Here is a 21,882-nt window from a genome sequence, read left to right as displayed (position 1 = left end):
CCACATCTGAGCCTGCGCGTATCGTGACCGGGCTTGAAAATCAGATCATGCAGAGATAGCCGTTTATCATGCGAGTTTGGACTAATTCCGCTGCCGCAGCGCAGCAAATCGGTGTGTTGCTATTCGATGGGTTTTCGAACCATTGCCTGGCCAACACGGTTGAGCCGCTGCGGGCTGCAAACATGCTGTCCGGGCGGGATCTGTATCGCTGGACGTTTCTATCCCTTAACAACGGACCAGTGACATCTTCATCGGGTTTGCAGGTCGCACCGCATGATAGGCTGCAAAGCGCAAGCGGTGACATGTTGATGGTGATGCCATCCTACGGGTTTCAGGCCCATAGCGGCTGGCATACGCTTTCGGGTCTCAGATCGGCTGCATCTCGCTTTGAAACTCTGGCCGGGTTGGACACAGGCAGCTGGTTGCTGGCTTTGGCGGGCCTTCTGGATGAGCATCGCGCTACCATTCACTGGGAAGAACTGACAGGATTTACCGAGCGTTTCCCGGATGTTGATGCGGTGCGCGAACGATTCGTGATTGATCGGAACCGCATTACCTGTTCTGGCGCGATGGCCGCGTTCGATCTGGTTTTGCACCTGATCGGACAGGCACAGGGGCAGGCATTGGCGCTAGAAGTGGCCCAGCTGTTTATGACCCGCGACTCCGCCCGATCCCATACGGGTGGCGCAGGTGCGACCAGCGGATATGTGAACAAGGCGCTGGCGCTGATGCAGGAACATCTGGAAACGCCCCTTGCGGTATCCGAAATCGCACGGCGCGTTGGCCGGTCTCACAAGACGCTTTCCCAGCGGATGCAATCCGAGTTAGGTGCAGGGCCTGCACAGGTCTATCGACGGTTACGGTTAAACCTTGCCCGCAAATTGGTGTCCGAGACAGACCTGAGTATTGCCGAAATCGCCCTACGCGCCGGGTACGAAGACCCCAGCGCACTGACCCGCGCGTTCAAGAGTGAATTCGGAATGGCCCCGCGCGCGCTAAGGGGGCGCTAGGTATACATCTGCTTTTTGTAAGCCCGCGTGCGGGTTGTCGCCTCAGCCGACCCGTCGTGATAGGTGCCAAACCACTTGTCGAACGGGATTTCCGAGGTCCCGTAATTGCACTCGAAATACCGGTGATGCAGCTGGTGAAAGAAATCTCCGGCCCGCGCGGCGTCGGTGTCCCCGGCCCTAAGCTTTTCGAACCCGGAATGCGAAAAAACCGGGCTGATCTGCTGGAAATACGTGTGGAACAGCAGATGCAACGGGTGTGACGGGATGATCAGGTGGATGAAATAGGTGGTAAAATAGAGCAGGTTTTCAAACCAATGGTTCGAAATCCCAGACCATGGCCCGATATTTACATTGCGATGATGCACGGCATGGACGTGTTTATACAGCTTCGGGTGATGCTCTAGCCGATGCACCCAATAGAAATGCAGACCTGACCACATCGGGATAAACAGCATCCAAAGAACGAACCAAACCGGCGCGGCGGCCCAAGTTACGGTCGGGACATAGCCGTTGGCCACCGCCCAGTAGATCACCCATTGGTAGACGGTCGCCACAGTCATCGCGCTGCCAAGCGTCCACCAGATATTGTCCAGAACCTGATTGCGGAACGTGAAATTGCCGTTGTCGCGGGTCAGATCGCGGCGGTCGAATTTCTTGTACATGCCCTGCCCTTTGCGCATGTACAGCCACCAATGCAGGCCGCCTGCGACCAGGATTTGAGGCACCATGTTCAACAGCCAGATACGGAACATCCATCCTGCCGAAAAGCTTCGCATAGACTCTAAACCGGGAAAAAACAGCACATAGGCTGTGATGGCCAAGCCCATACACAGGGTCAGCGCCGTGATCTGTAACCACGCGCCGCTGTACCACTTCAGCACCGCGCCCGGTTGCGGCGGCCAGCTAAACAGCGGGTTCAATCCCACCGGGCCTTCGGGGTGGTAATTCCAGCGGGTGGCTTCGGGGTCCTGAGCGGTGTCGGACATGGCAGTCACTCCGGTCTTGAGTCAGGTTGCGTAGTCGGAGCCTTCGGCATCCAGCATCGCTTTGATCTCACGCAGATGCGCGGCGGCCTGATCGGGGTAGTCATCCAGTTCCTGAGCGGTCTTTTCGGCGATCTCGTCCGAGAGCACGCGCAAAGGCTGCCCGGTTTGCAGCGCGCGGATGTAGGTTTCGGCGGCGCGCTCGAAATAATAGAGTCTATTAAAGGCATCTGCCGGATCACTACCGATGATCAGAACGCCATGGTTGCCCATGATCATGACCTTTTTCTTCGGGTCTGATAGCATAGAGGCACAGCGCTCTCCTTCGCTTTCAAACGCGAGTCCGCCGAATTCCTCATCAATGACATAGCGGTTGTAGAACGTGGCCGTATTCTGATCGATGGGTGGTAGATTGCTATCTGCCAATGAGGCCAGCACAGTCGCAAAGATCGAATGCACATGCATCACGCATCGCGCGTGGGGACAGTGACGGTGGATCGAGCCGTGAAGCCCCCAAGCCGTTGGGTCCGGCGCGCCGGGTTGTGCCAACACGTCGGGATCATTCGCGTCCAGCAGCAACAGGTCCGAAGCCCGAATACGCCCGAAATAAATCTGATTGGGGTTCATCAGGAACTGCGTGCCATCTTCATTCACCGCCAGACTGAAGTGATTAGCCACGCCTTCATGCATGTTCAGACGTTCAGTCCAGCGAAAAGTTGCGGCCATATCTACGCGCTGAGGCCAATGGTCGATATTGGGGCGAAGATTGGCAACAGTCATGGCATGGCTCCCTAGCAACTGATCTGGAAAAAGCCTGCCTCGCGCGCAGAAGTTTGACCAACGAAAAAAACACCTCTATCTCATTAGTAAAACTTATGCTGAGGTTATGCACATGCAGAACTCCCTTCCACCTCTGGGCTGGCTGCGCACCTTCGAAGCAGCTGCGCGCAATCTCTCATTCACCGGAGCAGCGCGCGATCTGAACATGACGCAAAGCGCCGTAAGTCAGCAGATCAAGTCACTGGAGGGTCATCTGGGTCAGCCTCTGTTCCTGCGTCGTCCCAAGGCGCTGGAGTTGACCGAGGCCGGAATCACCTATCTGCCCGTTGTGCGAGAGGCTTTTCGGACGCTGGTGCGTGGGACCCAAGCCGTGACGGGGGCGCAGCAGAATGCCGTTCAGGTTCAGTGCAACATCAGTTTCGCCGTGAACTGGCTGGCCCCTCGTCTGCCTGCGTTTCAGGCCGAACACCCGGATGTGCATTTGAACATCTTCACTGAATTGTGGGAACCCCGGGAAATGGCCGAAGGCGCGTCGGTTGAAATCCGATTCTCACTGCGCCCTGCCGATACTGTTCGAACCGAGTTGTTGCGGCAAGAATACTACTACCCCGTTTGCGCACCGAGTTTTCCGGTCACTTTGGACACGTTGCAGCAGCAGCCGCTGTTTGATTGTTCGAACCTGCTGTCAAATTGGGCAAGTTGGGCCGAAGAACAGGGCCTAAATTGGGAAAAACCTACGATTACATATGCGACGACATATCTAGTCTGCCTGTCGGCGGCGATGGCGGGGGGTGGGTTGTGCCTGGCTCATGACGCTATTGCAGGGCATCTGATCGAACAGGGGCTGCTGGTCGCCCCGTTCGATCATCGCGCACCCATGCCCGAGGCCTATTATCTGTTGCTCTCCCCTCAGGCCGAGGACAATCCGGGCGCTGTGGCTTTTGCCAATTGGATACGGCGCGAGATCGGGTAGCTCCCGCCCATCGTCGCTGCCCCTTGCGGGACATCTCCTCTAGTTGGGCCGGGCAGCGCTGGCGCGCTGCGGGCAGATTTTGTGATGATTTGATGACCCAAAATTACCGGGGTTGCACCCGACCGCGACTTCATGAAAGTTGAGCCATGGAATACACACCTTTCCCAAGCTGGCCCGATGTCGCCCCTCGTTTGATTGCCGTTGCTGCCGGACGCGAAGCCGCAGATATGGTTATTCGCGGCGGAGTATGGGTCAATGTACATAGCCGCGAGCTGTTGCCGGACCATTCAGTTGCCATCGCAGACGGGCGGATTGCCTTTGTCGGGCCGGATGCTTCGCATTGCATCGGCTCTGAGACGCCGATCGTCGAAGCAGACGGGCGCTATATCCTGCCCGGTCTGTGCGACGGCCACATGCATATCGAATCCGGCATGCTGACACCCGCCGAATTTGCGCGAGCCGTGATCCCGCATGGCACCACGTCAATGTTCACCGATCCGCATGAGATCGCCAATGTGCTGGGCCTAAACGGCGTGCGGATGATGCATGACGAAGCGATGATGCAGCCGGTGAACATCTTCACCCAGATGCCCTCCTGCGCGCCGTCGGCCCCGGGGTTGGAGACAACTGGCTACGAGATCACGCCCGAGGATGTCCGTGAAGCGATGGGCTGGCCGGGCATCATCGGGCTGGGCGAGATGATGAACTTCCCCGGTGTGATCCACGGTGACCCTAAGATGCTGGCCGAGATTGCCGCTACTCAACGCGCCGGGAAAACGGTAGGCGGACACTATGCTTCGCCTGATCTAGGGCCAGATTTCGCAGCTTATGTCGCAGGCGGGCCTGCAGATGACCACGAAGGCACTTGCGAAGCCGATGCCATTGCCCGCGTGCGGCAGGGTATGCGCTCGATGATGCGGCTGGGCTCGGCCTGGTATGACGTGGAAAGTCAGATCACAGCCATCACCGAAAAAGGCCTGGACCCGCGCAACTTTATTCTCTGCACAGATGATTGCCACTCGGGCACTTTGGTGAACGACGGGCATATGAACCGAGTTGTGCGCCACGCGATTGCCTGCGGCTGCGATCCGCTGATTGCGCTGCAGATGGCCACGATCAACACCGCCACCCATTTCGGGTTGGAGCGTGAGATCGGTTCAGTCACTCCCGGGCGCCGTGCGGATATCATTCTCAGTTCCGACTTGACCGAATTGCCAATTGAGACAGTGATTGCGCGCGGGCAGGTGGTCGCAGAGGGTGGTGAGATTACGGTTGTCTGTCCACATCTGGACTGGCCCGACAACGCCCGCAATACCGTGCATCTGGGCCACGCGCTCAGCGCGGTTGATTTCGAGATCAAACCCCCAGCGGGGGCCAACCGCGTACAGGCCAACGTGATCGGAGTTGTCGAAAACCAGGCCCCAACCAAAGCGCTGAAGGCCGAACTGCCAATCATTGGCGGGCTGGTCGAAGGCGAAGGTGATGTCTGCCAGATCGCGCTGGTGGAACGTCACCAGGCAACAGGCGGGGTGACGAACGCCTTTGTCTCGGGCTTTGGTTATCAGGGCAAAATGGCCATGGCCTCGACCGTGGCGCATGACAGCCACCACATGATTGTGGTCGGCACTGACCGGGAACAGATGGCTCTGGCAGCCAACCGGCTGGCCGAAGTGGGCGGCGGGATCACCCTGTTCCGTGAGGGGCAAGAGCTTGCGCTGGTCGAATTGCCCATCGCTGGTTTGATGTCCGACAGTCCCGCCGCCGAGGTTGCGGCCAAAGCTGAGAACATGGTCAAGTCTATGCAGGCCTGCGGCTGCACCCTGAACAACGCCTATATGCAGCACTCTCTTTTGGCGCTGGTTGTGATCCCGGAATTGCGGATCTCGGACCTTGGGCTTGTAGATGTGCGCACATTTGAAAAGATTGAACTTCTGGAACCACTGGCATGACAAAAATAAGAACACCTGATGCAATCGCACCGGAACAATTCACAGACCCCAAAGCTGCCGTAGCTCGGCTGGAAGTGCTGTACAAACAAGCCACCGAGTTTCTCTGCGACAACTTTGCCTCGGCCCTGCAAGATGGCGCGCCAGAGGAACGGATCAGAGCCTACTACCCGGAAATTCGCATCAAAACCGCGTCTTACGCGCAGGTCGACAGCCGGTTGAGCTTTGGCCACGTATCCGAGCCCGGCATTCACGCAACTACCGTCACCCGGCCCGATCTGTTCCGATCCTATCTGGTGCAACAGATCGCCCTGCTGATCAAAAATCATGGTCAACCGGTGACCATCAGCGCATCTGATACGCCCATCCCGGTCCACTTCGCAGTTGCCAACAATCCGAATTTGATGGTGCCGCAACAGGGGGCCGCGGGTTTTACCCTGCGTGACGTATTCGATGTGCCCGATCTGAACACAACCAATGATGACATCGTCAACGGTGTGCTCGATCATGATACTGTCGGCCCGCTGGCCTTGTTCACGGCGCAGCGTGTAGACTATTCGCTAGCGCGACTGGCGCACTACACGGCAACGGATGCTGGGCATTTCCAGAACCACGTGTTGTTCACAAACTACCAGTTCTATGTCTCGGAGTTCGAGAAATACGCGCGTGAACAACTGGCCGACCCCGAAAGCGGCTATACCAGTTTTGTTTCGACCGGGAATGTTGAGATCACGACCGCCGATGCAGACCTGGAACAACCCCTGAAATTACCGCAGATGCCGACTTACCACCTGAAACGCGCGGATGGGTCAGGGATCACTCTGGTCAATATCGGGGTCGGGCCATCGAACGCCAAAACCGCAACCGACCATATCGCCGTCTTGCGCCCACATGCCTGGCTGATGGTCGGGCACTGCGCCGGGCTGCGCAACACACAAGCGCTGGGGGATTTCGTTCTGGCCCACGCTTACTTGCGCGAGGACAAGGTGCTGGACGACGATCTGCCCGTCTGGGTGCCGATCCCACCGCTAGCCGAGGTTCAGGTTGCTCTGGAACATGCCGTCGCTGAAGTGACCGAGCTGCAAGGCTACGAACTTAAGCGGATCATGCGTACAGGCACCGTGGCCTCGGTCGACAACCGAAACTGGGAGTTGCGCGATCAGTCCGGTCCGGTGCAGCGGCTGAGCCAATCCCGCGCGATTGCGCTGGATATGGAAAGCGCCACGATTGCTGCAAATGGGTATCGTTTCCGGGTACCATACGGCACATTGCTTTGCGTGTCAGACAAACCCCTGCACGGCGAATTAAAGCTTCCCGGCATGGCATCATCGTTCTATACCACCCAGGTCAGCCGTCATCTGGCGATCGGAATACGGGCGATGGAACACCTGCGGGGCATGCCGCTGGAGCGTCTGCACAGTCGGAAATTGCGCTCTTTCGACGAAACAGCCTTCCTGTGACGTAAAAAAGCAACGAAATCCCCATATTTTTAGGGGTTTTGGCGCTACTATTCGTTGTGTTTAACCACAATATACCGTTACAGTTACGCGGTGAGGCCCAATTTATCGGGCACGTTAAGGAGACCAAGAAATGGCAAAGCCTATGACAAAGACTCAGCTGGTTGCTGCTCTCGCTGAGGAAATGGGGACTGACAAGAAATCAGCGAATTCCGCGCTGGAGGCCATCACCGGCCTGATCACCCGCGAAGTTTCGGCTGGCGGCGCAGTCACCCTGCCCGGCGTTGGCAAAATCTACTGCCGCGAGCGCCCCGAGCGCATGGTGCGCAACCCCGCCACCGGCGAGCAGTTCAAGAAAGAGGCCGACAAGGTGGTCAAGATGACCATTGCAAAGGCGCTGAAGGACAGCGTGAACGGCTGATCCCAACTGTCACTGCGAAATGATCAAGGGCCGCCGTTTGGGGGCCCTTTTTCTTTTAGGCTAGATGCGGGTTCGAACTTTCTGGCATCGTTGCTCTTCCCTGTGGCCCGCTTAGTCCCAAATGACCCTATTGTAGTGCTTAACGTAAGAACCAACGGAATAGCTTAGGTCGATTTGATCAGAGAAGGGCCGACCTAAATTAGCTGGAAAAGCACGACAAAGAGCTAGCGCAAAAAGCCAATCTTGAGATGTTGATGCACTACCATCTGCAGTTTGGAGCATCCATGATGCAATCCATTGGGTACTTCAAAGCATTGTCGATCACAAGCGACACGGATTCAAGCTTATTGGCGTCAATTCCGTTCACAGTCTGATAGTCAAACTGTAGGTTGCCGCCCTCCAGCTTCGGATTGCTGAGTGTGACGATCAATCCAACCTGTTTACCATCGCTCAGTCCGGTCAGAGCCGCATTGGGAGGATCAACCGCAAAACTGTTTTCGCCTTTGTCCCAGATCTCTACGATCGACTGCACAGGCGCATCCATTGCGTCGCGATAGGGGCGATCTGCAAAGACAACAACCTGATCGTCAACGCCTTCAAGCACCAATACACCATTGTCCAGTGTTGCGCTTTCAGCGACTTCCATAAGAAGCCAACTCTTGGGTTCTTCGGCGGCAGCTACAGAAGCACAAGCAACAAGGCCGGCAGCAAATCCCTTTTTGAGCAAGTCAAACTTCACAATATTCTCCTTCAACGAGGTCGCGGTCATCGCAGAAACAATTTCTGGTTTGAAAAACTATGGTACCAATTGTCCTATGGTTGCAAGTTAAGAAAGATTCATCGGATGGCATGATCAACGCTGCCCTGTTGCTCCCAATGACCATGGTCAAGCTTAGACAAAATTGTTTAATGATCGCGTCTGGCCACACTCAAGCACATCCGTCGCCTGCAGCTTTGCTCACATCCCTCTTTACACCGAATAAACAGCCGCTTGCACACCCTAGGAAATTCAGAAACAGTCCCGACAAATCGATAGGGGGCCGATATGGATTTACGCGCCATTGCCATGGGGCTGACATTTGCGTTCATCTGGTCTTCGGCCTTCACCTCGGCCCGTATCATCGTGGCCGATGCGTCACCTCTGTTCTCCCTTGCCCTGCGGTTTTTGATTTCTGGCCTGATCGGCGTCACCATTGCACGCGCTATGGGGCAAAGCTGGGCGCTAACGCGGGCGCAGTGGCGGGCGACTATTCTGTTCGGAATATGCCAAAATGCCCTGTATTTGGGTCTGAATTTCTATGCGATGCAAACGATCGAAGCCTCGGTTGCAGCCATCATCGCGTCGACTATGCCCTTGCTAGTGGCGCTGGCCGGTTGGCTGTTTCTTGAGGATAAACTTCGGCCCCTAGGGGTACTCGGCCTACTGGCCGGATTCGCCGGGGTCGCGCTGATCATGAGCAGCCGCGTTACCGCTGGGATCGACCTGTTTGGTGTGATGCTGTGCGGCATCGGTGCCCTGGCGCTGACTTTTGCCACGCTTGCGGTGCGGGGTGCGACCTCGGGCGGGAACTTCATGATGGTTGTTGGCCTTCAAATGCTGGTGGGGTCGGCGGTTCTATTCGTTGCGGCGCCTGTTTTCGAGAGCATCTATATCAACCCAACCGTCCCTCTGGCGCTGGCGTTCATCTACACAACCCTTTTCCCCGGCCTTCTGGCGACGTTGATCTGGTTCCTGTTGCTCGACCGTATCGGCGCCACCCGCGCGGCCACATTCCACTTTCTGAACCCGGTCTTTGGGGTTGCCGTCGCAGCGATCATACTCGGAGAGAAACTTGGGCCGTTGGACCTGTTGGGCGTTGCGGTCACAACCCTTGGCATCTTGGCCGTGCAGATGTCCCGGCAACCCGCTCAGCGCAGCAGCGCTTCGACTTGAGACAACAGTTTACGCGAGTCTGGCCTGACATTCGATCCGAAGGTCGCCGCAACCTCGCCGTTGGGATCAATCAGGATCTTGTTGAAATTCCAGTTGGGCACAAAGCCTGTCTGACTGGCAACCGCCTGATAGAACGGGTGTGCGTTTCGGCCTGTGACCGGTGTGATATCCGTCATCGGAAGGGTCAAACCATAGTTCATTTCGCAGAATTGTTTGACCTCATCTGCTGAATCCAGTTCCTGATTGAAGGAATCGGACGGAACGGCCAGAACCACAAGACCTCGGTCCGCGTAAGCCTCATACACATCCTGCAACGCAGCATATTGCCCGGTGAACCCGCATTGAGACGCCGTGTTTACAACCAAAACCGGCTGCCCACACCAGTCTTCGATCGACAGCGTGCCACCATCTATCGACTCAAACTCACCCACCAGCGGGGCCGCCTGAACCACACGTCCAACCAATATCAAAGCCGTCAAAAGCAGTAGTCTCAACATTGACCATCCTCCTTTCAAGACTTCTACGTCCGAAACGGGCCGGCAGATCACTTGCACGAAGGCGAGAGGCCTCTGAAATATGACTTTGCTTTCCCGCGGTCAGACCCCAAATATTGGGCAAAAGACAAGAAAAGGAGACGACATGACCCGCTATACAAAAGACCCCGAGGCCATTGCCGCTCTTTCCCCTGAAGAGTTCCATGTGACTCAGCGCAACGGCACCGAACGACCCGGAACTGGAAAACACCTGGGCAACAAGGAACCCGGCATCTACGTGGATATCGTCTCGGGTGAACCTCTGTTTGCGTCGACCCATAAGTACGAATCCGGCTGTGGCTGGCCCAGTTTTACCAAACCCATCATCCATGAACATGTGGAGGAGTTTCGCGACACCACCCATGGTATGATCCGAACCGAGGTCCGCTCGAAACACGGTGACAGCCATCTGGGGCATGTATTCCCTGATGGCCCGCGTGACCAGGGCGGGCTGCGCTATTGCATCAACTCAGCCGCCCTACGGTTTATTCATCGCGATGAGATGGAGGCCGAAGGCTACGGCGACTACCTGAATCATGTGGAGGAAATCTGATGACCATTGAACGCGCCGTTCTGGCAGGGGGCTGCTTTTGGGGCATGCAGGACCTGATCCGCAAACTGCCCGGTGTATCGCGCACCCGCGTCGGATATACTGGTGGCGATGTGCCCAACGCCACCTATCGCAACCACGGCACCCATGCCGAAGGGATTGAAATCTGGTTTGACCCTGCAGGCATCACCTATCGGGAACTGCTGGAATTCTTCTTCCAGATCCATGATCCAACCACCCCGAACCGTCAGGGCAATGACCGCGGGATGAGCTATCGCTCGGCCATTTACTACGTCGACGAAGCACAGAAACAGGTGGCGCTGGATACGATTGCCGATGTGGATGCCAGCGGTCTGTGGCCCGGTAAGGTGGTGACCGAACTAGAACCCGTGGGTGATTTCTGGGATGCCGAGCCAGAGCATCAGGACTATCTGGAACGCATTCCCAACGGCTATACCTGCCACTTTCCGCGCCCCGATTGGGTCTTGCCCAAGCGCGACGCGGCAGAATAAACATCGGCCCCTCTCAGAGGTCTGAGGGGGCTACCCGGCCGCCACGCGCGGGCGGCCAGTGGCCTCAACGGTAAGCATCGCCTCGACAAACACGTCCCGTTCTTCAATCCGGGCTGTTCGGATGTCGCGGTCGACGACCACCCGAATATCGTCGGCCCCGGCATCCCTTACCGCACCCTCAGTCTCAGTACGCAGGACCCGCTCCAACAGCGCAAGCGCTTCATCGGATGCGCCGAAGTCCCGCGGACCATCTTCCAGATGAACGCGGTATCGCCCTTCAGAAGGCGATGTGACGGTGCCCGACCGCCGCAAGGTCAGCCGCCCGACCACCGCACCGATGGCATTGGCGACACCTGCATGTTCAGGCAACACCATCTGACAGCGCAACCGATCCCCCACTGCAGGGTAATAGCTGGGGGCGGACGCGCCCAGCCCCACCACTTCCACATTCAACGCTGCGTCTAAAGCCAGCAAACCCCGGTGTTGTGCCAAACCCCGTTGGGTCAAAACATGGCGGGCAAGGTCTTTGGCGGGCAGGTCGAAATCATTGGCTTCTTCGGCGAAAGCAGTCTCTAACAAGGTCAAACTGGTCTGTTCGGTAAGTTGGTCGATGATCATCTGGGCCAACTGTTCAGGCGATGCCGCCAGCATATCACCGGACCCGACCCGCTTACGGGCCACCAGCTCCAGTGCCTTGCGCGCAGCATCGGCATCCCAGGCATCGACTCGCCCCAGCACATGGCTGGCATCTGACGGGGTAATACCCGAGATCTGTACAATCCCGCGATCCACCAGACGGGTCAGCGCCCCGTTCTCCATCCGTGTTCGCAACAAGGCGCTCAGCGGCAGAACCTGATCGCCAAGCCGATCGAGCAAAACCTCTTCTCGCGCGCCAACGCCATCCGCGTGAACCCCCGGCACGCGACGGGCAAACCGGGTATCATGCTCTCCAACCGTGGTTGAACGCAGTTGTTCGTCAAGCACCGAATGCACCACTTCAGGCGCCTCCGAAGCGATGAGGGAAACGGGCAGAACCCGTCGCGGCCCCAGGAAAACGCCACCGCCCAGCCCTTCGGTCACCACATGCACCTGGCTGTCGCCGCCTAGCCCATGGGTGCGCATTGCCACGGCCTCAACCATTGTGCGAAACCCACCAACCTGTGCCCCCGCGGGGTCAATCGCGGGCTTCCCATCGCGGATCAGCGCCACATCAGTCGTCGTCCCCCCAATATCCGAGACCAGAGCGTTCTCGGCCCCCGTCAACCAGCGCGCACCCACAATCGAAGCAGCAGGACCGCTGAGGATCGTCTCGATCGGACGCTCACGCGCCTGTTCGGCGCTCATCAACGCGCCATCGCCGCGGACCACCATCATCGGGGCCGTAATGCCCAACGTCAGCAACTGATCTTGCGCACGCCCGATCAACCGGTCGATCATCCCGATCAGCCGCGCGTTCAAAACGGCTGTCACCGCACGTTTGGGCCCATTCAGCTTGGCCGACAGATGATGGGAACATGTGATGGGCGCGCCAGTCTTTTCCGAGATGATCCGCGCTGCCTCCAGCTCGTGCGCCGGATTGCGTGTCGCGAACTGCGCAGCAACCGCAAAGCCGGAAACCCCTTTATGAGAGTCTAAGAAACCCTCCAACGCTTCGATATCCAATGGCTGAGCCTCACCACCCGCGTGACTGTGCCCACCGGCCACAACCAGCGCTGGATCGTCTTTCAACGCATCCCTTAGCCCATGTTTTTCAAGATCACTTTCCTTGAACCCGACATAGATCAGCGCGACCCGGCCACCTTGTCCCTCGACCAGCGCATTCGTCGCTAAGGTCGTCGAAAGCGACGCCATGGAGATCTGATCGGGCGTAACCCGCGCCTGATCCAGCACCGCCGAGATCGCCTTACCCACGCCAATCGCCAGATCAGCCCGCGTGGTCAGTGATTTGGCCGAGGCAACCACCTCAGCCTCATCCCGAATCAAGACCGCATCGGTATAGGTTCCGCCCGTATCCACCCCCAAAGCCAGCGCCATCGGGTCCTCCATTCGTTCGCTTTGGATGGGTGTAGCGGTTTGGACCGACACGTCCAGCCTGTTTGCGGCATTCAAGTCAATCGTTGAACCGCCCAGCGCGCCGCATCAGCCACCGTTGGATCGAGATCCTCGGTCAACGCCTCAGCAACCGGCCGAAGACCCTGCTTCCCGGAGTTCCCTATGGCGTACAACACATTACGCACAAACCGATCCCGCCCGATCCTTTTGATCGGCGAGCCTGAGAACTTCGCCCGAAACCCGGCGTCATCCAGAACCGCCAGGTCCGCCAATACAGGAGCCTTCAGGTCATCGCGGGCCGCATACCGAATATCGCTCGCCGCAACGGCAAACTTGTTCCAGGGGCAGGCGGCCAGACAATCATCGCAACCGTAAATCCGGTTACCCAGTTTACCCCTTAGATCCTCGTCAACAGGACCTTTATGCTCGATGGTCAGATATGAAATACACCGCCGCGCATCCAACTGATACGGGGCCGGAAACGCATCCGTCGGGCAACTGTCCAAACACGCCCGGCATGATCCACAGTGATCGACCTCCGGAATGTCCGTAGGCAACTCCAACGTGGTGAAAACAGACCCTATGAAAGCCCAATTCCCCCAATCTTGACTCACCAGATTGGTATGTTTGCCTTGCCAACCCAGCCCGGCAGCATGCCCCAAGGCCTTCTCGGGCACCGGAGCTGTATCGACGAACACCTTCACCTCGCCGCCGGACTCGGCAATCAACCACCGCGCCAATCGCTTCAGGCGCTTTTTGACCAGGTCATGGTAGTCCTTGTTCTGCGCATAAACCGAAATCGCCCCGCGTTCGGGATGGGCCAAAACCTCGGTCGGATCATGCTCGGGCGTGTAGCTTTCGGCCAACATGATCACAGATCGCGCGTCAGGCCACAGCGCCGCCGGGTCGCCACGCCAATGGGTCCGTTCTGCCATCCAGCCCATCTGCCCATGATACCCGGCCTCCAAAAAGGCTTCCAACCGCGCAGGCACTTGGGGCACATCCCACGGCCGACAAACCCGGCACGAGACAAATCCTTCGGCCAGAGCCTGCGCGACCAGCTTGTCTTTTAAACCCGATCCATTCTTCATCTGGCTAGAAATATCCTCGGGGGTGAATTGGTCCGTAGGGCCAAGAGGGGGCAGACAGCCCCCTTACCACCTTATCAGAAATCCAGATCGGCGTAATGGGGCGGAGGCCGAAACCCTGGCACCTGATCCGCCAGGATCGACCGGAACGCAGGGCGCGACTTGATCTTGGCGTACCAATCCTTAACCGCAGCGCTGCGATTCCAATCCACATCTGAAATATAGTCCAAAGCGGACAGATGCGCCGCTGCCGCGAAATCGGCCAAGGTCATCTGATCCCCGGCCAGCCACCGCCGGTGATCCAGCAACCACGCCATGTAATCCAGATGGTACTTGATCGCCCGCGCACCTTCCTTGACGTTCTTACTGTCCGGATAGCCCTGCCCGGTCATCTTCTTGTTGACCCTCTCATACAGAAGTTTCGATGTCACCTCATGATGAAACTTGTCATCGAACCACCCAACCAAGCGGCGCACTTCAAATCGCGCCTCGGGCGTTTTCGGCATCAGAGGCGGTTCGGGTCGCGTCTCTTCGATGTATTCACAGATTGCCGCGCTTTCTGACATCATCTGCCCATCCAACCGCAAGACAGGCACTTTACCCGCCGGATTACGGCGCAGGAAATCCGGGTCCTGTTCCCAGTATTTCTCTTCAACCAGTTCGACCTCAATCTTCTTTTCCGCCAGAGACAGCCGAACCTTGCGGCAATACGGGGATAGGGGAACGTGAAACAGACGCGCCATGGGCTTCCAATCGAACCAGTGAGTACTTCTCAGCTTTAGCCCCGAGAGGCGATGAGTTTCAATCCTCGAAACAATCCGCGCGACCATCTGCGCGGATGGTGGCCGCCCCTTGCAGGATCGCAGCCGCCCGCCTGCGGGTAAATACCGATGGATCCGTGACCGAGCGTTTGCGCGGTGCGGGCAAGATGGCCGCGATCCGCGCTGCATGTGTCGGCGTCATGTTCGCCGCGCTGACACCGAAATTGCGCTGTGCCGCAGCCTCAACTCCAAACACACCTGTACCGGTTTCGGCGACGTTCAGGTACACCTCAAGTATCCTCTGTTTGCTCCAGAAAATCTCGACCACCGGCGTAAGCGAGGTCTCCATCGCCTTGCGCACCCAGCTTCGGCCCTGCCACAGGAACACATTTTTTACGACCTGCTGCGTAATGGTCGAGGCACCACGATTGCCGCCATCCTCCAACGCGTCACGGATGGCCGCGACATCAAACCCCCAATGCAGGCAGAAATTCGCATCCTCGGCCGCAACGACCGAACGCGCCATGATTGGGTTGATTTCTTCGATGGGAACCCAATCCCGCTCGACTTTGCCCAGCCGCCGCCATTCGGACCAGATCGTATGGGTGATCGGTGGATTCACCACAGAGTAGAGCAACACCAGCGCCAAAAAGAAACACGCAATACCCAGACCTGCGCGCGTTACCCAACGGCGCAGTTTCTGACCCAATGGCATTGTCTTTTTGCGTGCCTTGCTTTTCTTGCCGCTCGATTTGCGGGCTGCTTTCTTTGCCATATCACAGCTATACGACGAGCGCCGCTGCTTTGGAACGGCCTATATTGCGATTGCACGCGCCTCGCGGGGTGGAACCACAGGCCGGGCGGTATCAGGCAGTTTTGCATCGCGCGCTTTCAATTCGGGGAACAGCCGCAGGATTTCGGCCTGGGTTGCGCGCTCCGACGCCGTCAGCGCGTGGCCGGGGTAGTAGCTTTCGCTTTTGGCCCCGTTGGCAATGACAATTTCATGCTGCTTGAACAGCAAATGGAAATAGACAACCTCGCCACCTTCGACACGTGTCACCGTATCGCCATTGACCAAGGTATGCGCGGCCACCAGCGCCTCGCAATAGCCAAACATGTAACCCGCTCGCCAATCATCGATCAGCATCCGGTGCTGCGGAGAAACCAACAAAGGTCGCTCCAATCCCAACACGCCCGCCGCGAACCGGATTGGGGCAAATTTACCCTGTGCCTCGACCTTGGTTTCACCAACCCAGATCAAAGGCTGCGGACCATGATCCACCGTCATCACAAGATCACCTGCCGTCAGGCTTTCCACCGGGCGTTCGCCTTCTGGTGTTGCAATCATCGTTCCTGGCGTGAAACAGGGTGGGCCCAGATCGCCAACTTGCAGCGGACCCTGCGTGTTTACAAATGTCGACGAGACAAACGTACCAGGTTGCAGCACCTGACCGTCCGTTGGAGTAAACACGCGTGTTCCGTCTGCGAGATAGAAGGTCGTGCCGGTATAGGTGACATTGCCCACACCAGCTACGTTGATCGTTACGGTATCGCCCGGCCACGAATCCGTAACGTCCTGACCGTTTACGGTATCCCCGCTAGGCGCGTCAATTTCGCCGTCGTCATCCACATCGGTGAGGTTGAACTTATCAACAACAACCGCCGTACCACCCGGAGGCGGATTCGCAGGGTCAAACGAATAGAACTGATCAAGATATGTCGTTGGCATTTGATGCCTCCGGTGTACTCACGTGTGTTGAAACGCAATATGGCAGAAATTCCAGATCAAACTATGGCAAAATTTATATTTGGTTTATGCGGATGTGGCAAAATTGTGGCGAAAAGCCCTGATTGAGAAGAACCCCGCTTGTGTCAAAGCACACGCGGGGTCCTCAACCCAAAAAGGGCCACAGAACTATTCGGCCGGGACTGCGGTTGCCTCAATGCTCAGCGGATGGCTGAGCTTGTTCAGCATCTCTTTGGGGCAGACCTGAATGAAATGAGCCTTCTCTACATCCCAATGTTGCAAGATATCCGCGGCCTTACGACTTGAGGTTTCCCTAGCGTGCCGTTCGATCAGCGATTTCAACTGATCTTCCCAATGGTCGACGGTCACCGGGCAAGTCACCAGCGTTTCCATGTTCATAAGCAATTCGGCCTTGCCCTCTGGGTCGTACAGATAGGCCATACCCCCGGTCATGCCTGCGCCAAAGTTAGCACCGATATCACCCAGAATAACGGCTACTCCGCCCGTCATGTATTCACACCCGTTCGAACCGCAGCCCTCAATCACCACTTTGGCACCCGAGTTACGCACGGCAAACCGCTCACCCGCGCGGCCTGCTGCGAACAGATGGCCATCGGTGGCACCGTATAGGACGGTGTTGCCAATGATTGTGTTGTCATCTGCCTTCAACGGGCTGACCTGCGGCGGGCGCACTACGATCATGCCACCCGAGAGACCCTTGCCCACGTAATCATTAGCGTCACCCGACACTTCCAGTTTCAGACCGGGCGCCGCAAACGCGCCCAGCGACTGGCCTGCCGAACCCTGCAGCTTTACATGCAGGTGGTCATCCTGAAATGTGTTCCGCATGCCGAAATTCTGCACGATATGGCTAGAGACGCGGGTGCCCACCGTCCGGTGCGTGTTCTGCACCGCATAAGACAGCTGCATTTTCTCGCCGTCCTTGAGGAACCGCGCCGCATCGCGCACGATCTCGGCGTCCAGCGTATCGGGCACCGCGTTGCGGTCCTTGTCGCGGTTGTACACGATGTCATGCGCACCATCGACGGTGATCAGCAGCGGGTTCAGGTCCAGATCGTCCAGATGAGCCGAGCCCCGGCTGACCTGGGCCAGCAGATCGGCCCGTCCGATGATCTCATCAATCGAACGCGCGCCGAGGCTGGCCAGCAGCTCGCGCACTTCTTGCGCATAGAAGGTGATCAAGTTGACCACCTTATCCGCATTGCCGGTGAACTTGGCCCGCAGGGATTCGTCCTGCGTACACACACCAACTGGGCAGGTGTTCGACTGGCACTGACGCACCATGATGCAGCCCATCGCGATCAGCGCGGCGGTGCCGATGCCGTATTCCTCGGCCCCCATCATCGCGGCCATAACGATGTCACGACCAGTCCGCAGGCCACCATCGGTCCGCAGTGTCACGCGGTCGCGCAGGTTGTTCATTGCCAGAACCTGATGCGCCTCGGTCAGGCCCATCTCCCACGGCAGACCGGCATATTTGATCGACGTCGCGGGCGAGGCCCCGGTGCCCCCATTGTGACCCGAGATCAGGATGATATCCGCCTTGGCCTTGGCCACACCGGCGGCAATCGTGCCAACGCCCGAGGACGCCACCAGCTTCACCGTTACCTTGCAGCGCGGGTTGATCTGTTTCAGGTCATAGATCAGCTGGGCCAGATCCTCGATCGAATAGATATCGTGGTGCGGCGGCGGTGAGATCAGCGTCACGCCTTTGGTCGAATGGCGCAGACGCGCGATCAGGTCGGTGACCTTCATGCCCGGCAGCTGACCACCCTCACCGGGTTTCGCACCTTGTGCGACCTTGATCTCCAGCTCTTCGCACTGGTTCAGGTATTCGGCGGTCACACCAAACCGGCCCGAGGCCACCTGTTTGATCTTGGCCGAGGGGTTGTCACCATTGGGTTCCGGCACGAAATGCGCTGGATCTTCGCCACCTTCACCCGAGTCAGACTTTGCACCAATTCGGTTCATCGCCACGTTCAGCGTCTTATGCGCCTCGGGCGACAGCGCGCCCAGCGACATGCCCGGGGTCACAAACCGCTTGCGGATTGAGGTGATCGATTCAACCTCTTCAATCGGCACCGGTTTGCCCAGTGGTTTGAAATCCATCAGATCGCGCAGATGGATCGGCGGGTTCGATTGCATCTTGGCCGAGTACTGCTTCCACAACTCATACGAGGCGCGGTTGCAGGCCATTTGCATCATATGCATCGAGGTCGCTTCCCACGCGTGAGTCTCACCCGACTTGCGCGCCTTGTAGAACCCACCGATGGGCAGCACATCCAAACCACTGTCCCAGCCTTTGGCATGGATTTCCTCGGCCTTGGTCTGAATACCGGTGACGCCGATACCCGAGATCCGGCTGGTCATGCCGGGGAAATACTCTGCCACCATGGCGCGGCTGAGGCCCACCGCCTCAAAGTTGAGACCGCCGCGATAGGACGAGATCACCGAAATCCCCATCTTGGCCATGATTTTCAACAGGCCCTGATCGATGGCTTCGCGATACCGCGCCACGTTTTCGGTCAGCGAGCCGTCCAGCAGGCCACGATCAATACGGTCGGCCAGCGAATCCTCGGCCAGATAGGCGTTCACCACGGTCGCACCACAGCCGATCAGAACCGCGAAGTAATGCGGATCGACGCATTCGGCGGACCGTACGTTCAGCGAACAGAACGTCCGCAGCCCCTGCCGCGTCAGATGCGAATGCACCGCGCTGGTCGCCAGTATCATAGGCATAGCCACACGACCCTGACCCGAGTTCAGATCAGTCAATACCAGATGCCCCGCACCCGAACGCACGGCCTCTTCTGCTTCGGCTCTGATACGAGCCAAAGCGGCATTCAAAGCACCACGCCCCGGTTCAAAGCTACAGTCGATTTCGGCCAACGGAGAGTTGAAGTTTTCAACCAGCTTGTCCCACTGCGCGTTACCGACAAAGGGGCTTTCCAGCACGATGATCTCGGTCTGGCTGCTGTCTTCGTCCAACACGTTCTTAAGGTTCCCGAACCGTGTTTTCAACGACATCACGCGGTATTCGCGCAAACTGTCGATGGGCGGGTTGGTCACTTGACTAAAGTTCTGGCGGAAGAAATGACTCAGCGGACGATATTGCTTGGACAGAACCGCTGACGGCGTGTCATCCCCCATTGAGGCCAAAGACTCTTTGCCATCCTCGGCCATCGGGGCAAGAATTTGTTCCAACTCTTCCACAGAATAGCCCGCTGCGATCTGGCGCTTACGCAGTTCTTCGCCCGAAAAGATCGGCGTCTCTGTCACTCCGGCAAGTGATTCATCAACATCATTGATCTTGCCGACCCATTCACCAAAGGGCAACGCACGCGCCAGTTTGTCTTTGATCTGCTTGTCGCGGAACAGCTTGCCCTTTTTCATGTCCACAGCCAGCATCTGACCCGGTCCCAGGGCGCCTTTTTCGGTCACGCTGGCCTCATCAATCGGCACCATCCCGGCCTCGGACCCCGCGATGACCAAGCCATCACCGGTGACGACATAACGCATCGGGCGTAGACCATTCCGGTCCAAACCGGCACAGACCCAACGACCATCGGTCATGGCCAGCGCGGCGGGGCCGTCCCAAGGCTCCATCACCGAGTTGCAGTAGGAATACATGTCGCGCCACGCTTGCGGCAGTTCCACCGCTTGCTTTGACCAGCTTTCTGGCACCAGCATGGTTTTTGCCATGGGCGCAGAACGACCCGCGCGCACCAGAACCTCAAAAACAGAGTCTAATGCGGCCGAATCCGACGATCCACCTGCGATAATCGGCTTGATATCCTCGGCATAGTCACCAAAAGTTCCGCTGGCCATGCGGATCTCATGGCTTTTCATCCAGTTGATGTTGCCCTTCAGCGTGTTGATCTCGCCGTTATGGGCCAGCATGCGGAACGGCTGTGCCAGCCACCATTGTGGGAAAGTGTTGGTCGAATAGCGCTGGTGATAGATCGCAAAGGCCGATTCAAAGCGCTCGTCCATCAGGTCGGGGTAGAACACCGCCACCTGTTCGGCCAGCATCATGCCCTTGTAGATGATCGACCGGCAGGACAGCGACGCCAGATAGAGGCCGGAAATCCCCGCTGCTGCAGCTGCTTTTTCGATCCGGCGACGGATCACATACAGCTCGCGCTCGAACGTTTCTTCATCGACGCCTTTCGAGTTCGAGATCAGAATCTGTTCGATCTCGGGCCGGGTCGCGTTGGCCTTGTCGCCAAGGCAGGTCACATCGACCGGCACATGGCGCCAGCCATAGATATAGTAGCCCATGCGCAGAACTTCGGTTTCCACGATGGTCCGGCATTGCTCCTGCGCACCGAAATCGGTGCGAGGCAGAAAGACCTGACCAACGGCAATCAACTCATCCAGGTTGGGTTCATGGCCGGTGCGACGGATCTGGTCGTAGAAGAACGGAACAGGGATTTGCACATGGATACCCGCACCATCGCCGGTCTTGCCATCGGCATCGACAGCGCCCCGGTGCCAGATCGCCTTAAGCGCATCGATCCCGGCATCCACCACCTTGCGCGATGGTTTGCCGTCAACCGAGACAACAAGGCCCACACCGCAGGAGGAATGCTCCTCTTCCTCGGAATAGAGACCGTTTTCGGCCATCCACTGACGTTTGGCTTCTTCGGCTCGGACCCAAGCGGCATCATATTTGGTCACTGGCTGTCTCCTTCTTGCGGCAAGGCGTACATGGCTTCGACCTCTGCTTTGGTCATCTGCCGGCGTTCACCTGCGAACGCGTACCCGTCGGGCTTTTTGTCGATATAAAGTTCCAGTTGCAGCGCGTTGCCCGTGTCTGGGAACAGGCCCGCCGCCATTTGAGTTTGTCCGTGCATCTCGCCCGGCAGCGTGATGCGGTACCAAAGCGCCGATCCGCAGTCGGCGCAGAACGCCCGTTCGGCCCAATCGGACGATTTGAACGTCTTGACCGGGCCCAAAGCGGCATATCCGGGTTCGGCCGGAAACGTCACCAGCATTGAACTGGTCCACCGGCGACACTGGTCGCAATGGCACGCGCCAAGCGAATCCTTTGCCGGGGTGGCGCTGATCGTGACCGCACCGCACATACACTGGCCTTGCAATTCAGGCATCTGA

Annotated in this window: 19 protein-coding genes; 8 read left to right on the top strand and 11 right to left on the bottom strand. The window is 57.8% G+C overall.

The genetic code is table 11. From position 1 onward, the window contains the following. Nucleotides 1–68 precede the first annotated feature (68 nt). Nucleotides 69–1,010 (top strand): GlxA family transcriptional regulator, encoded by a 942-nt coding sequence (locus tag ABLN87_RS20665; protein WP_353013853.1) that lies wholly within the window; start codon nt 69–71, stop codon nt 1,008–1,010. Here ABLN87_RS20665 and ABLN87_RS20660 read toward each other — a convergent pair. Both ABLN87_RS20660 and ABLN87_RS20655 read right to left on the bottom strand, forming a co-directional pair. Continuing rightward, a complete protein-coding gene (locus ABLN87_RS20660; RefSeq protein WP_353013852.1) occupies nt 1,007–1,996 on the bottom strand; it encodes a sterol desaturase family protein in 990 nt (329 codons plus the stop codon). The genes ABLN87_RS20665 and ABLN87_RS20660 overlap by 4 nt on opposite strands. A 21-nt stretch (nt 1,997–2,017) precedes the next feature. Beyond that, nucleotides 2,018–2,773 carry a class II aldolase and adducin N-terminal domain-containing protein gene (locus ABLN87_RS20655; RefSeq protein WP_353013850.1) on the bottom strand — a complete coding sequence of 252 codons (756 nt, stop codon included), beginning with the start codon at nt 2,771–2,773 and terminating at the stop codon, nt 2,018–2,020. 112 nt (nt 2,774–2,885) lie between these two features. Between ABLN87_RS20655 and ABLN87_RS20650 the strand changes: the two genes are divergently transcribed. From ABLN87_RS20650 to ABLN87_RS20635, 4 genes are all read left to right on the top strand, one after another. After that, nucleotides 2,886–3,746: a LysR family transcriptional regulator gene (locus ABLN87_RS20650; protein WP_353013848.1), complete on the top strand. Its 861-nt coding sequence runs from the start codon at nt 2,886–2,888 to the stop codon at nt 3,744–3,746. Between the two features lie 146 nt (nt 3,747–3,892). After that, on the top strand, nt 3,893–5,695 hold the full coding sequence (gene ade, locus ABLN87_RS20645) for an adenine deaminase (protein ID WP_353013846.1): 1,803 nt from the start codon (nt 3,893–3,895) through the stop codon (nt 5,693–5,695). Next, nucleotides 5,692–7,152: an AMP nucleosidase gene (locus ABLN87_RS20640; RefSeq protein WP_353013844.1), complete on the top strand. Its 1,461-nt coding sequence runs from the start codon at nt 5,692–5,694 to the stop codon at nt 7,150–7,152. Before ade ends, ABLN87_RS20640 begins: the two co-directional genes overlap by 4 nt. Before the next feature lie 130 nt (nt 7,153–7,282). Next, the gene (locus tag ABLN87_RS20635; RefSeq protein ID WP_170453278.1) at nt 7,283–7,570 is read left to right on the top strand and encodes an HU family DNA-binding protein; all 288 of its coding nucleotides are present in this window, start codon (nt 7,283–7,285) and stop codon (nt 7,568–7,570) included. Nucleotides 7,571–7,829: 259 nt separating this feature from the next. Here the strand turns inward: ABLN87_RS20635 and ABLN87_RS20630 are convergent, their stop codons facing one another. Then, a complete protein-coding gene (locus ABLN87_RS20630) occupies nt 7,830–8,309 on the bottom strand; it encodes a hypothetical protein (RefSeq protein ID WP_353013842.1) in 480 nt (159 codons plus the stop codon). 306 nt (nt 8,310–8,615) lie between these two features. On the opposite strand from ABLN87_RS20630, the gene ABLN87_RS20625 reads away from it, so the two are divergent. Next, the gene (locus ABLN87_RS20625; protein ID WP_353013840.1) at nt 8,616–9,503 is read left to right on the top strand and encodes a DMT family transporter; all 888 of its coding nucleotides are present in this window, start codon (nt 8,616–8,618) and stop codon (nt 9,501–9,503) included. Here the strand turns inward: ABLN87_RS20625 and ABLN87_RS20620 are convergent. Continuing rightward, a complete protein-coding gene (locus ABLN87_RS20620) occupies nt 9,479–10,000 on the bottom strand; it encodes a glutathione peroxidase (RefSeq protein WP_353013838.1) in 522 nt (173 codons plus the stop codon). The two genes, ABLN87_RS20625 and ABLN87_RS20620, sit on opposite strands and share 25 nt — an antisense overlap. 142 nt (nt 10,001–10,142) lie before the next feature. On the opposite strand from ABLN87_RS20620, the gene msrB reads away from it, so the two are divergent. Then, on the top strand, nt 10,143–10,589 hold the full coding sequence (gene msrB, locus ABLN87_RS20615; RefSeq protein WP_170534495.1) for a peptide-methionine (R)-S-oxide reductase MsrB: 447 nt from the start codon (nt 10,143–10,145) through the stop codon (nt 10,587–10,589). Next, nucleotides 10,589–11,098 (top strand): peptide-methionine (S)-S-oxide reductase MsrA, encoded by a 510-nt coding sequence (gene msrA / locus ABLN87_RS20610; RefSeq protein WP_353013836.1) that lies wholly within the window; start codon nt 10,589–10,591, stop codon nt 11,096–11,098. Before msrB ends, msrA begins: the two co-directional genes overlap by 1 nt. A 30-nt stretch (nt 11,099–11,128) precedes the next feature. Here msrA and ABLN87_RS20605 read toward each other — a convergent pair whose 3' ends face one another. From ABLN87_RS20605 to ABLN87_RS20575, 7 genes are all read right to left on the bottom strand, one after another. Beyond that, nucleotides 11,129–13,132 carry a hydantoinase/oxoprolinase family protein gene (locus ABLN87_RS20605; RefSeq protein WP_353013834.1) on the bottom strand — a complete coding sequence of 668 codons (2,004 nt, stop codon included), beginning with the start codon at nt 13,130–13,132 and terminating at the stop codon, nt 11,129–11,131. Nucleotides 13,133–13,203: 71 nt separating this feature from the next. Then, nucleotides 13,204–14,241 (bottom strand): tRNA epoxyqueuosine(34) reductase QueG, encoded by a 1,038-nt coding sequence (gene queG, locus ABLN87_RS20600; RefSeq protein WP_353013832.1) that lies wholly within the window; start codon nt 14,239–14,241, stop codon nt 13,204–13,206. A 74-nt stretch (nt 14,242–14,315) separates the two neighbouring features. Then, the gene (locus ABLN87_RS20595; RefSeq protein ID WP_353013831.1) at nt 14,316–14,981 is read right to left on the bottom strand and encodes a glutathione S-transferase family protein; all 666 of its coding nucleotides are present in this window, start codon (nt 14,979–14,981) and stop codon (nt 14,316–14,318) included. Nucleotides 14,982–15,039: 58 nt separating this feature from the next. Further along, a complete protein-coding gene (gene mtgA, locus ABLN87_RS20590; protein WP_353013829.1) occupies nt 15,040–15,774 on the bottom strand; it encodes a monofunctional biosynthetic peptidoglycan transglycosylase in 735 nt (244 codons plus the stop codon). 39 nt (nt 15,775–15,813) lie between these two features. Continuing rightward, a complete protein-coding gene (locus tag ABLN87_RS20585) occupies nt 15,814–16,728 on the bottom strand; it encodes a Hint domain-containing protein (protein WP_353013827.1) in 915 nt (304 codons plus the stop codon). Between the two features lie 186 nt (nt 16,729–16,914). After that, the gene (gene gltB, locus ABLN87_RS20580; RefSeq protein WP_353013825.1) at nt 16,915–21,447 is read right to left on the bottom strand and encodes a glutamate synthase large subunit; all 4,533 of its coding nucleotides are present in this window, start codon (nt 21,445–21,447) and stop codon (nt 16,915–16,917) included. After that, complete coding sequence (locus tag ABLN87_RS20575) at nt 21,444–21,878, bottom strand: GFA family protein (RefSeq protein WP_353013824.1); 435 nt, start codon at nt 21,876–21,878, stop codon at nt 21,444–21,446. The genes gltB and ABLN87_RS20575 overlap by 4 nt, the downstream gene beginning before the upstream one ends. Nucleotides 21,879–21,882 lie beyond the last annotated feature (4 nt).

The organism is Ruegeria sp. SCP10 (assembly GCF_040329495.1).
Lineage (GTDB): Bacteria > Pseudomonadota > Alphaproteobacteria > Rhodobacterales > Rhodobacteraceae > Ruegeria.
Note: the sequence above shows the minus strand (reverse complement) of the source record. Positions and strands in the feature narration are given on the sequence as shown.

Coding starts and splice junctions, on each gene's coding strand:
- ABLN87_RS20665 (WP_353013853.1), top strand. CDS start 69: ATGCGAGTTTGGACTAATTCCGCTGCCGCAGCGCAGCAAATCGGTGTG.
- ABLN87_RS20660 (WP_353013852.1), bottom strand. CDS start 1,996: ATGTCCGACACCGCTCAGGACCCCGAAGCCACCCGCTGGAATTACCAC.
- ABLN87_RS20655 (WP_353013850.1), bottom strand. CDS start 2,773: ATGACTGTTGCCAATCTTCGCCCCAATATCGACCATTGGCCTCAGCGC.
- ABLN87_RS20650 (WP_353013848.1), top strand. CDS start 2,886: ATGCAGAACTCCCTTCCACCTCTGGGCTGGCTGCGCACCTTCGAAGCA.
- ade (WP_353013846.1), top strand. CDS start 3,893: ATGGAATACACACCTTTCCCAAGCTGGCCCGATGTCGCCCCTCGTTTG.
- ABLN87_RS20640 (WP_353013844.1), top strand. CDS start 5,692: ATGACAAAAATAAGAACACCTGATGCAATCGCACCGGAACAATTCACA.
- ABLN87_RS20635 (WP_170453278.1), top strand. CDS start 7,283: ATGGCAAAGCCTATGACAAAGACTCAGCTGGTTGCTGCTCTCGCTGAG.
- ABLN87_RS20625 (WP_353013840.1), top strand. CDS start 8,616: ATGGATTTACGCGCCATTGCCATGGGGCTGACATTTGCGTTCATCTGG.
- ABLN87_RS20620 (WP_353013838.1), bottom strand. CDS start 10,000: ATGTTGAGACTACTGCTTTTGACGGCTTTGATATTGGTTGGACGTGTG.
- msrB (WP_170534495.1), top strand. CDS start 10,143: ATGACCCGCTATACAAAAGACCCCGAGGCCATTGCCGCTCTTTCCCCT.
- msrA (WP_353013836.1), top strand. CDS start 10,589: ATGACCATTGAACGCGCCGTTCTGGCAGGGGGCTGCTTTTGGGGCATG.
- ABLN87_RS20605 (WP_353013834.1), bottom strand. CDS start 13,132: ATGGCGCTGGCTTTGGGGGTGGATACGGGCGGAACCTATACCGATGCG.
- queG (WP_353013832.1), bottom strand. CDS start 14,241: ATGAAGAATGGATCGGGTTTAAAAGACAAGCTGGTCGCGCAGGCTCTG.
- ABLN87_RS20595 (WP_353013831.1), bottom strand. CDS start 14,981: ATGGCGCGTCTGTTTCACGTTCCCCTATCCCCGTATTGCCGCAAGGTT.
- mtgA (WP_353013829.1), bottom strand. CDS start 15,774: ATGGCAAAGAAAGCAGCCCGCAAATCGAGCGGCAAGAAAAGCAAGGCA.
- ABLN87_RS20585 (WP_353013827.1), bottom strand. CDS start 16,728: ATGCCAACGACATATCTTGATCAGTTCTATTCGTTTGACCCTGCGAAT.
- ABLN87_RS20575 (WP_353013824.1), bottom strand. CDS start 21,878: ATGCCTGAATTGCAAGGCCAGTGTATGTGCGGTGCGGTCACGATCAGC.